At 36.5% G+C, this 10349-nt stretch carries 12 protein-coding genes; 11 read left to right on the forward strand and 1 reads right to left on the reverse strand.

The window, feature by feature from the left end; translation table 11 throughout:
• The 10 genes from GSA01S_RS07475 to GSA01S_RS07520 all read left to right on the forward strand — a co-directional run.
• On the forward strand, positions 1 to 299 hold a 299-nt coding region (locus GSA01S_RS07475; protein ID WP_306306904.1), incomplete at its 5' end, for a GNAT family N-acetyltransferase.
• Between the two features lie 181 nt (positions 300 to 480).
• Positions 481 to 789, forward strand: a complete 309-nt coding sequence (citD, locus tag GSA01S_RS07480; protein WP_066126277.1) for a citrate lyase acyl carrier protein — start codon at positions 481 to 483, stop codon at positions 787 to 789.
• Positions 777 to 1664 (forward strand): citrate (pro-3S)-lyase subunit beta, encoded by an 888-nt coding sequence (citE, locus tag GSA01S_RS07485; RefSeq protein WP_066126278.1) that lies wholly within the window; start codon positions 777 to 779, stop codon positions 1662 to 1664. The genes citD and citE overlap by 13 nt, the downstream gene beginning before the upstream one ends.
• A gap of 1 nt (position 1665) precedes the next feature.
• Positions 1666 to 3201, forward strand: coding sequence for a citrate lyase subunit alpha (citF, locus tag GSA01S_RS07490; protein WP_066126279.1), 1536 nt, complete (start codon positions 1666 to 1668; stop codon positions 3199 to 3201).
• Complete coding sequence (citX, locus tag GSA01S_RS07495) at positions 3191 to 3742, forward strand: citrate lyase holo-[acyl-carrier protein] synthase (RefSeq protein WP_066126280.1); 552 nt, start codon at positions 3191 to 3193, stop codon at positions 3740 to 3742. Before citF ends, citX begins: the two co-directional genes overlap by 11 nt.
• A 32-nt stretch (positions 3743 to 3774) precedes the next feature.
• Positions 3775 to 5067, forward strand: a complete 1293-nt coding sequence (locus tag GSA01S_RS07500; RefSeq protein WP_066126282.1) for a 2-hydroxycarboxylate transporter family protein — start codon at positions 3775 to 3777, stop codon at positions 5065 to 5067.
• Between the two features lie 182 nt (positions 5068 to 5249).
• A complete protein-coding gene (locus tag GSA01S_RS07505; RefSeq protein WP_066126284.1) occupies positions 5250 to 6635 on the forward strand; it encodes an oxaloacetate decarboxylase subunit alpha in 1386 nt (461 codons plus the stop codon).
• 14 nt (positions 6636 to 6649) lie between these two features.
• Positions 6650 to 6982, forward strand: coding sequence for an OadG family transporter subunit (locus GSA01S_RS07510; RefSeq protein ID WP_066126286.1), 333 nt, complete (start codon positions 6650 to 6652; stop codon positions 6980 to 6982).
• Positions 6983 to 7046: 64 nt separating this feature from the next.
• The gene (locus GSA01S_RS07515) at positions 7047 to 7406 is read left to right on the forward strand and encodes a biotin/lipoyl-containing protein (protein WP_066126287.1); all 360 of its coding nucleotides are present in this window, start codon (positions 7047 to 7049) and stop codon (positions 7404 to 7406) included.
• Positions 7407 to 7416: 10 nt separating this feature from the next.
• Positions 7417 to 8547, forward strand: a complete 1131-nt coding sequence (locus GSA01S_RS07520) for a sodium ion-translocating decarboxylase subunit beta (RefSeq protein ID WP_066126289.1) — start codon at positions 7417 to 7419, stop codon at positions 8545 to 8547.
• 99 nt (positions 8548 to 8646) lie between these two features.
• Here GSA01S_RS07520 and GSA01S_RS07525 read toward each other — a convergent pair whose 3' ends face one another.
• Positions 8647 to 9711, reverse strand: a complete 1065-nt coding sequence (locus tag GSA01S_RS07525; protein ID WP_066126290.1) for an AbrB family transcriptional regulator — start codon at positions 9709 to 9711, stop codon at positions 8647 to 8649.
• A gap of 242 nt (positions 9712 to 9953) precedes the next feature.
• On the opposite strand from GSA01S_RS07525, the gene GSA01S_RS07530 reads away from it, so the two are divergent.
• Positions 9954 to 10217 carry a type B 50S ribosomal protein L31 gene (locus GSA01S_RS07530; RefSeq protein ID WP_066126293.1) on the forward strand — a complete coding sequence of 88 codons (264 nt, stop codon included), beginning with the start codon at positions 9954 to 9956 and terminating at the stop codon, positions 10215 to 10217.
• The last annotated feature ends 132 nt before the right edge of the window (positions 10218 to 10349 follow it).

Consider the following 10349-nt stretch of genomic DNA (forward strand, 5'->3'; position numbering starts at 1 on the left):
AGGTGAAGTTTATGGAATTCGAAAAAATTGAAAACGGCTATGTTAAACGTAATGAACAAGGTGAGATTATAGCAGAAATTACATTTGAACCAACAACGGACCCAGCAGTGGTCATTGCCAATCATACTTATGTTGATCCTGTGCTAAGAGGGCAAGGGGTTGCAGAAAAATTATTAGACCATTTAGTATCCGAAATGGCTAAAGAGGAAAAGAAAATTAAAGCTCAATGTAGCTATGTTGTTGCTAAATTCGAAAAGGAAGCCGATAAATACGACTGGATTAATGCGGATAAACAATAAATTCTTTTGCTAGATTGTAAAATAAAATGAGACAAAATATAAATACTTATAGCAGTTAAAAAGTGAATATAAATCAAAAGAACACAAAAAAAACAATGGAAACCTTTTGATTAATAATGTAAACGGTTATAATAAAAATATAGGCGATGTTTATTAATTTTTTTAATAAAGGAGTGTAAAAATGAAAATTACCAAAACAGCAGTAGCTGGTACACTTGAATCAAGTGATATCATGATTACTGTAAGCCCAAATAATGAGGAAGAGGTCAGTATTAATTTAAGTTCAAGCGTAGAAAAACAGTTTGGCGCAAGAATACGAGAAGTAATAGAGAAAACGCTCTCTAACATGAAGATAGATTCTGTTTTAGTGGAAGCTGTTGATAAAGGTGCTTTAGATTGTACTGTTCAAGCTAGAACGATTATTGCAGTAAACCGTGCGCTTGAAGTAACTGATTATGATTGGAAGGAGATTGATTCATGGAACGTTTAAGAAGAACTATGATGTTTGTCCCTGGATCAAATGTTGCAATGTTACGTGATGCTGCAATCTATGGTGCAGACTCAGTAATGTTTGATTTAGAAGATTCAGTTTCACTAAAAGAAAAAGATGCAGCTAGAGTCTTAGTGCATTTTGCTTTAAAGACATTTGACTATTCGAATGTTGAAACTGTAGTTCGTATTAATGACTTAGAAGATGGTGGCAATCTTGATATTGAGGCAGTAGTCTTAGCAGGAGTAGATGTTATTCGATTACCAAAAACGGAAAATGCTCAGGATATCATTGATGTAGAAGCAGTGATTGAAAAAGTTGAGCGAGAAAATCACATTGAGGTTGGTACCACGAAAATGATGGCAGCAATTGAATCTGCAGAAGGTGTACTCAATGCAAGAGACATCGCTAATTCGAGTAAGCGTTTAATCGGGATTGCATTAGGAGCAGAAGATTATGTGACAAACATGAAAACCAGACGTTATCCTGATGGAACTGAACTTTCATTTGCTCGAAATATGATATTACATGCAGCACGAGCTGCTGGTATTGCGGCTATCGATACTGTTTATTCCGATGTTGACAATAACGAAGGGTTTAAAGCAGAAGTATCATTAATTAAACAGTTAGGGTTTGATGGTAAATCAGTCATTAACCCGAGACAAATACCATTAGTTAATGAAATATATACACCAACAGAAAAAGAAATAAACAATGCTTTAGCTGTTGTGGCAGGTATTCGTGAAGCAGAGGCTAAAGGGTCAGGAGTTATTTCAGTTAACGGAAAAATGGTAGATAAACCAATCGTTGAGCGTGCTGAACGTGTTTTAGCACTCGCTAAAGCAGCAGGTATTATCGAGGAGGGAGAATACTAAGATGGTAGTTAATAAAGTTGGACGTGAAATTCCTTCAGAATTAGCAAATACTCACGGCGTATTTGAAGGTGAAACAACTAATATCAAAAATTTTAATCGCACCCAAGCGAATATCACACCTGTAACACCGGGCAATAAAAAATTATTATCGAACATCCGCGAAGCGATTGAAAAGACAGGATTAAAAGATGGCATGACGATTTCTTTTCATCACCATTTAAGAGAAGGTGACTTTGTTCTTAACATGGTTATGGAAGAAATTGCAGCAATGGGCATTAAAAACATTTCTATTGCACCCTCGTCAATCTCTAACATCCATGAACCATTAATTGAACATATAAAAAATGGTGTTGTTACTAACATAACTTCTTCAGGATTACGCGACAAATTAGGTGCAGCGATTTCAGAGGGAATCATGGAAAATCCGGTAACTATTCGTTCACATGGGGGACGTGCTGGAGCTATTGTAACAGGCAAAATTCATATTGATGTGGCATTTTTAGGTGCTCCAAGTTCAGACGAATATGGTAATGCGAACGGGACTTCTGGTTCAGCAGCTTGTGGATCATTAGGGTATGCAAAAGTTGATGCTGAGTATGCCGATAAAGTGGTTGTTATTACAGACAACTTAAAACCTTATCCTAATACGCCTATCAGCATTCCACAAAAAAATGTTGATTATGTTGTTGTTGTTGATCAAATTGGTGATCCAACAGGTATAGCAAAGGGGGCGACGCGATTTACAAAAAATCCTAAAGAATTGCTAATTGCTGAATACGCAGCTAAAGTTATAACAAGTTCTCCATACTATAAAGAAGGATTCTCTTTCCAAACAGGAACAGGTGGGGCGTCGTTAGCCGTAACTCGCTTCTTAAGAGAACAAATGATTAAAGACAATATAAAAGCCTCTTTTGCATTAGGAGGTATCACCAATGCAATGGTTGAGTTATTAGAAGAAGGTTTAGTAGATAAAATCTTAGATGTACAAGATTTTGACCAACCTTCAGGTCAGTCATTAGGACGGAATGCAAACCATTATGAAATTGATGCAGATTTATATGCTTCGCCGTTTAATAAAGGTGCAGTAGTCAATATGTTAGATGTTTGTATTTTGTCAGCATTAGAAGTAGATACAGACTACAATGTCAACGTGTTAACAGGATCTGACGGTGTCATAAGAGGTGCTTCTGGTGGGCATTCTGATACAGCATTCGCATCTAAAATGAGTATGGTAATATCTCCATTGATTCGCGGACGTATACCAACATTTGTAGAAAAAGTTAATACTATCATCACACCTGGAACTTCAGTGGATGTGGTAGTAACTGAAGTTGGTATTGCTATTAATCCTAATCGTTCTGATTTAATTGAACACTTTAAAGATATTAAAGTTCCAATTTTTACAATAGAAGAATTAAAAGAAAAAGCTTATTCCGTAGTTGGAACACCAGACCCAATTGAGTATGGGGACAAAGTTGTTGCAGTTGTTGAATATCGAGATGGCACAGTTATTGACACCGTTCGCAATGTCAAATAGTCAAGTCTTTGATGGAGAAAGTGTAACATTACTTGAAATGTTACAAGCTAGGGAAGAACGACAAGAATTGCAAAGAAATATTTTTTTAAAAGCTCCCCAGGGAACACTTTTATATATCACAATGAATATTCCAGGTGAGATAAAAAACTCAAAAATATTAAAAAGAGTTTTTGAATGCGAACTAAATAATTTGCAACGTAAATTTTCAAAAGAAACGATTCTAACTCGTTTCGTAAGTAACAAAACAGGAAATGAAGCGTATATACTATTATCAATCAATCCGGTATTACTTAAGAAAAGATTGATTAAATATGAGGAAGAAAGTCAATTAGGTCGATTATTAGATTTAGATGTTCATTATAAAAACAAAGAAAATATATTTCAAATAAGTCGAACTGAGATTGGTTATCCACCTCGAAAATGTTTTCTTTGCGATAATATCGCTAAAGAATGTGGACGGAGCCGTTCCCATTCTTTAGATGATATTCGACTTTACATTAGTAAGAAGGTCTTAAACTATCTAGAAGAGAATAGTAATTAAAAATAAAAATAAAAAATTTACAGAGGTGCATTATGAAAAACTTAAAGTTCTTTGGATTAAACATTAAGTTGTTTATCGTTTTTGCTTTGTTAGTGATTCTTGCGATGTATACAGGCGTATTATCTAAGGACCTAGCTGGCGGTATCGCAATTATGATGGTTATTGGTATTATCTTTAATGAAATTGGTGAGCGAATCCCAATCTGGAATTCATATGTTGGGGGAGGGCTTGTTTTAGCTTTCCTAGGAACTGCCTTTTTAGTTCAGTTTAATGTAATCCCTACAGAATATGTCGAATTAATGGATCAAGTTACATCCAAACCAATGGGAGTGCTAAACTTTTTCATCATAGCCCTAATTACAGGATCCATTTTAGGCCTAAATCGTGACTTAATGTTAAAATCCTTCTCAGGATATATTCCAGCCATATTAGGTGGACTTGTCGGTGCAGGAATTCTAGGTGTTTTAGCAGGGTTATTATTTGGAGTAAGCCCAACGGACACTATTATCAAATATGTTCTACCAGTTATGGGAGGGGGTAACGGTGCTGGTGCAGTACCATTATCACAAATCTATGAACGGGTTACTGGTGATACAGCAGCTAATTATTATGGTTTTGCAATTGCTATCTTAACGATTGCTAATATTTTTGCAATTATTTCAGGTGGTATTTTAAATAATATTGGGAAAAAATCAACAAATTTAACTGGTGATGGCAATACATTGATTCGTAATGCTGATGAAATCAAAAGTGATAAAGAAAGTTATGAAATTTCGATCAAAGATTATGCCGGAGCTATTTTAATGGCCTTAGCTTTCTATCAAACAGGTCGTATTTTGTCTGAATTGTGGGAAAATTATATACTACCTTCAATCCCGATTCATGCATTTGCTTTTATGATTATTTTAGTAGCACTAGCGAATGCATTTGATTTAATACCTGGTAGTTTACGTATGGCTGCTAAAGATGTTCAGTCATTTTTCTCTAAAAACTTAGTATTAGTTATTATGGTAGGGGTCGGAGTTTCAACAGATTTAAATGAACTATGGGCAGCTATAACTCTAGGTAATGTTATTATTGCAGCAGCAATTGTTATCGGTGCGATTTTAGGATCAGCGATTGTTGGTTGGATGGTAGGCTTCTATCCAATCGATTCAGCTGTTACTGCTGGACTATGTATGGCTAACCGTGGAGGATCAGGAGACTTGGCCGTTTTAGGGGCAGCTGACCGTATGGGCTTAATTTCTTATGCCCAATTATCTTCACGTTTAGGTGGAGGAATGGTATTGGTCATAGCATCAATTTTATTCGGATTTTTCCTATAAGATTAGCATATTTTAAACAGCTTTGCTTAGACGTAGCACTTGACTCTTATCGAGTGCTCACGTCTTTCTTTATAAATACTAGAATTGACAAAAAAGATAAAATAATTTTTATTGAGCATGAATGTACAAATGTAATTTGATATAATGTGATTAACAGATAAATTAAGGAGAGTGGTAATATTATGACGGAAAAGCATTTAGTCGGCATCACTGAAACCGTTCTAAGAGATGCGCATCAAAGCTTATTGGCGACCCGCATGCCTTTTGAAGACATGAAAGACATTTTGCCGGTACTCGATCAAGCTGGATATGCTTCTTTAGAATGTTGGGGCGGCGCGACTTTCGACGCATGTATTCGCTTCTTAAATGAAGACCCTTGGGAACGTTTAAGAAATATCAAAGCATTAGCTCCTAATACGCCGTTGCAAATGCTATTGCGCGGGCAAAATTTATTAGGTTATCGTCATTATGCGGATGATGTGGTCGATAAATTTGTCGAGAAAGCCGCAGCCAATGGGATTGATATTTTCAGAATTTTTGATGCCTTAAATGATATGCGCAACACCAAACAATCGGTTGAAGCAGTCAAAAGGACTGGAAAGGAAGCGCAAGTCGCCATTGCATTTACAACGAGTCCTGTTCATACCGATGAGTATTATGTTGGACTAGCAAAAGAAATTGAGGGCATGGGCGCTGATTCACTGTGCATTAAGGATATGGCCGGCATTCTGACGCCTCAACGTGGCTATTCGTTAATTAAATCGATTAAAGAGGCAGTGTCGATACCGGTAATTGTCCATACGCACGCAACCAGTGGCGTTTCACAAATGACGCTTTTAAAAGTGGTAGAAGCCGGTGCAGATCGAATCGATACCGCCATATCACCATTAAGCGAAGGGACTAGTCAACCAGCAACAGAATCATTAGTGATTGCATTAGAAGAATTAGGCTATCAAACAACAATTGATCATGAGAAATTAGATTTAATTGCTGAACACTTTAGAAAAATGCGAGATAAATATTTAGCCGAAGACTTAATCAATCCTAAAATGTTAACTGCTGATCCACGTGCTTTAATTTATCAAGTGCCAGGTGGAATGTTGTCTAACTTAAGTTCTCAATTGAAACAAGCAGGTTTGGCTGAAAAATATGATGAAGTGTTAGCGGAAGTTCCACGGGTGCGTAAAGATTTAGGTTATCCTCCATTAGTGACGCCACTTAGTCAAATGGTTGGAACACAGGCTACAATGAATATTGCAACTGGTGAACGATACAAGATGGTTTCAAACGAAGTTCGCAGTTATTTAGTTGGTAAATATGGTAAGTCCCCGGTGGCAATCGATGAAATGTTCCGCCGTAGTATCATGGGCGATGAAAAAGTCATTGATTATCGACCAGCCGATGATTTAGAAGCGGAATTTGAAAAGTTGACGTTAGAGATAGGTGACTTAGCTAAAAGCGAAGAAGATGTATTAATTTATGCTCTGTTTCCAGAGGTTGGGAAAAACTTTTTAATGAAGCGTAATCAACCTGAAGAATCAGTGGTGAAAGTTACAGCCTATATTTAGAAAGGATGAAGCCGATGGAATTTACAATCATTGATGGAATAAATTTAACAGTCTCGGCCATATTAATGGTGGCCTTTACACTTATTTTAATCATGTTTTGTATACAGTACGTGAGTAAATTGGTGGAAAAATACGAGCGAGTACAAGATGTGTTACAACAATCAGAAGGAGCAAACAAAAGCGCCCCATCGCAACTCTATCCGTCAGCAAGTTCAAATCCATTGTCAAAAAAGACCTTGTTTGAAGAAGATAAATTAGCAAGAGTAGCGGTGTTAACGGCATTAGCCTATGCGAGTGAAGATGAACCAGATAAGCGTTTTGAAGTAGTTTCTGTGATCAAAAAATAGCAACTGTTATGAATGAGGATGCCTCTTTAAAAGAAAAATAAACAATCCAGAAAGGATGAATTTCATGAAAAGATATGAAGTAGTGGTTAATGATGAAGTGTTTGAAGTGAGTTTACGAGAATTAAAAGCAGATGAAACAATTGAAGTAACGCCTCAAACATCAGCTGCCAAAACAAATGATACCCCTGTTGCTTCTACAACAAGCAATCAAGAAGGAGTTGTGGTCAGCGCCCCGATGAGTGGTGTGATTATGAAAATATTAGTTAAAGAAGGCCAAAGTGTCAAAGCAGGCGATAACTTATTTATTCTAGAAGCAATGAAGATGGAAAATGAAATAAAAGCCACTCAAGATGGTGTAATCAAATCAATTTTAGTGACGGAATCGCAACAAGTTGAAACGAAACAAGAATTAGCCGTAATGTAGGAGGGATGATATGTTAGAAATTATCAGTGAATTAATTACTAACTCCGGATTTGCTGCTCTTTCTGGTAAGAGTTTTATTATGATTGTGATAGCTTGTGTGTTGCTTTATCTGGGGATTAGAAAGCAATATGAACCGTATTTAATGATTCCAATTGCCTTTGGGATGTTACTTAGTAATTTACCTATTTCAGGTATTATGGACCCAGGTAATGGCATCGATCCAGGAGGGTTATTATATTATTTATATCAAGGAACTAAGTTAGGAATCTATCCACCCTTAATATTTTTATGCTTAGGTATCGCAACGGATTTCGGTCCGTTAATAGCGAATCCGATTACGATCCTATTAGGAGGCGCTGCACAATTCGGTATTTTTGCGGCCTTTTTCCTTGCCTTATTATTTGGAATGACGCCCCAAGAAGCGGCTTCCATTGGCATTATCGGCGGAGCGGATGGACCGACAGCCATTTTTACTACAACGCGCTTGGCACCACATTTATTACCAGCGATTGCGGTAGCGGCTTATTCTTATATGGCTTTAGTGCCTGTTATTCAGCCACCGATTATTCGAGCATTAACGACTAAAGAAGAACGGAATGTTGTGATGGAGGAACAACGAAAAGTTTCTCAAACAGAAAAAATTATTTTTCCGATCGTTGTAACTATTTTAGTTAGTTTATTAGTGCCTAGTGCGACGACTTTAGTAGGGATGTTAATGTTAGGAAATTTATTGCGTGAGAGTAAAATAGTACCGTTATTAACCGATGCATTACAAAATTCAATGATGTATATTGTAACGATTTTATTAGGAACAACCGTCGGAGCAACCGCTACTAGCGAAATCTTCTTATCACCGGATACCTTGTTAATTATCGTGTTAGGATTGATTGCTTTTGCATTCGGGACTGCTTCAGGTGTGTTAATCGGTAAAGTGATGTATAAATTTACTGGTGGAAAAATTAATCCAATGATTGGTGCTGCCGGTGTTTCAGCTGTGCCAATGGCTGCTCGAGTGGTACAAAAAGAAGGACAATTGGAGAATCCATCCAATTACTTACTGATGCATGCGATGGGACCGAATGTGGCCGGAGTAATTGGTTCCACTATTGTGGCGGGTGTCTTGTTAGCGATGTTTAGTTAGAGTTTAAATGAATAAAATGATACCCTCAAAAGGCTGAATTCTACTGCCTCCTAAATCCGGATAAGGACAAAGGGAGCGGGAGCCGTTTGAGGGGATTTGTTATGATAATAATGATGCTAACCAGATGATGAGTTTTACCACATTGGGTAGGACAATAATTGTATAGAGCATTCGGATAATTTGAGTACTGGCTATTTTAGCCAAGTCGCCCCCTAATTCTCCGGCAATCAATGAAATATCAGTTGCGCCAGCTGGAGAAGAAGAAAATAAGGCTGATTGTAAATCAATGAGTCCCCGGCGATAGATAAAGATAGAATAGAAATAATTGAGCGTTAAATAAAAGGCCAATAAAATAATTGCTGGCATAATTAAATTAAACATATTTAGCAGACTCTCATGAGTAAAGGTCGTCCCAATAATGGAACCAGCACAAATTTGAGCGGTATATCTAAGAGCGGGTCTTAAAGGTTGACTACCACCGTATAATTTGATTAATAACGAAGCGATTAAAGCACCGATTAGTGTTCCTACTGGTAATTGTGAATAGTAACCAATAATACCTCCGATTAGCGAGATGAAAATAACATAGAAATCATTTTTGATAGGTGGGTGGGATTGTTTGTGATCGTTAGATGTCGTTTTATTGCTACCATTTTGAACTGGCGTCGCATTGAGTCGTTTTAAAATAAACTTAATCCAATTTGGCAAGATAAGGAGCATTCCGACTAAGCGAATGGTTTGCATTGAAGCTACGACATCTGCTTGAGCGCCCATATCAATACTCATAAGTGAAACATCCATGATACCACCAGGTAAGCACATCAGTAGCGCTGTTACTAAATCAAATTTAAAAACAAAATGAAAGATAAACCCAACTAAAATCATATTGAATGTAAATAAAGCTAAAAGCAAAGCGACGGGTTTACGCATTTTAGGAAGATTTTCTAAGTCAGAGTGATTAATCAATTGACCAATGTATGCGCCACTTAAGATTTGCGCAAATAACTTTAAGTTACGAGGCACATAAAGGTTACCAAATAAAACATTGATGATGGCCACGATCACCATACTGCCAATCATGAAAGCAGCTGGAATATTGAGTTTTTTAAATAATAGGCCCCCTAGTAAGCCAATCAATAACGTGAGTGCAATTTGTTCAATCATTCAAACACCTCTTTAAAGAACTATATTTATTATTATAACATTATAGCGGCTAATCATATACATTAGATTGGATTTAAGCTCTAAATTTCAATGACCAATACATTCAATGCAAATTGATGTAATAAATTATCAAAAAATCTTTGCATTCATGAAGATGTCATGGTATTATAATAATGTTGCAAAATGCACAGTAATAACTCTAATTTAGCAAATAGATTAGGGCAGAAAGGACGAAGAAAATTATGAAACAAGGAATTCATCCAGAATATCAAAAAGTCGTGTTTATGGATACTTCAACTGGTTTCCAATTCTTATCAGGTTCTACTAAATCATCAAATGAAACTGTTGAATGGGAAGACGGTAATACTTATCCATTAATCCGTGTTGAAATCTCTTCAGATTCTCATCCGTTTTACACTGGACGTCAAAAATTCACTCAAGCCGATGGTCGTGTGGATCGTTTCAACAAAAAATACGGTTTCAAAGACAACAACGCTGCAAATTAATTCTAGTAGCTTAAAAACATTGATATATCAACGTTTTAAAGGTTTACCATGTTATGTGGTAGACCTTTTTTTATGGACTTTACCGACTTTTTTTGAAAAGCGCCCAAAAATAATAATGTTTTTTGAAGAAAT

This window comes from Globicatella sanguinis NBRC 15551 (assembly GCF_001552295.1).
Taxonomy (GTDB): Bacteria; Bacillota; Bacilli; order Lactobacillales; family Aerococcaceae; genus Globicatella; species Globicatella sanguinis.

Coding starts and splice junctions, on each gene's coding strand:
- citE (WP_066126278.1), top strand. CDS start 777: ATGGAACGTTTAAGAAGAACTATGATGTTTGTCCCTGGATCAAATGTT.
- GSA01S_RS07510 (WP_066126286.1), top strand. CDS start 6,650: ATGGAATTTACAATCATTGATGGAATAAATTTAACAGTCTCGGCCATA.
- citX (WP_066126280.1), top strand. CDS start 3,191: ATGTCAAATAGTCAAGTCTTTGATGGAGAAAGTGTAACATTACTTGAA.
- GSA01S_RS07515 (WP_066126287.1), top strand. CDS start 7,047: ATGAAAAGATATGAAGTAGTGGTTAATGATGAAGTGTTTGAAGTGAGT.
- GSA01S_RS07500 (WP_066126282.1), top strand. CDS start 3,775: ATGAAAAACTTAAAGTTCTTTGGATTAAACATTAAGTTGTTTATCGTT.
- GSA01S_RS07505 (WP_066126284.1), top strand. CDS start 5,250: ATGACGGAAAAGCATTTAGTCGGCATCACTGAAACCGTTCTAAGAGAT.
- citD (WP_066126277.1), top strand. CDS start 481: ATGAAAATTACCAAAACAGCAGTAGCTGGTACACTTGAATCAAGTGAT.
- GSA01S_RS07520 (WP_066126289.1), top strand. CDS start 7,417: ATGTTAGAAATTATCAGTGAATTAATTACTAACTCCGGATTTGCTGCT.
- GSA01S_RS07530 (WP_066126293.1), top strand. CDS start 9,954: ATGAAACAAGGAATTCATCCAGAATATCAAAAAGTCGTGTTTATGGAT.
- GSA01S_RS07525 (WP_066126290.1), bottom strand. CDS start 9,711: ATGATTGAACAAATTGCACTCACGTTATTGATTGGCTTACTAGGGGGC.
- citF (WP_066126279.1), top strand. CDS start 1,666: ATGGTAGTTAATAAAGTTGGACGTGAAATTCCTTCAGAATTAGCAAAT.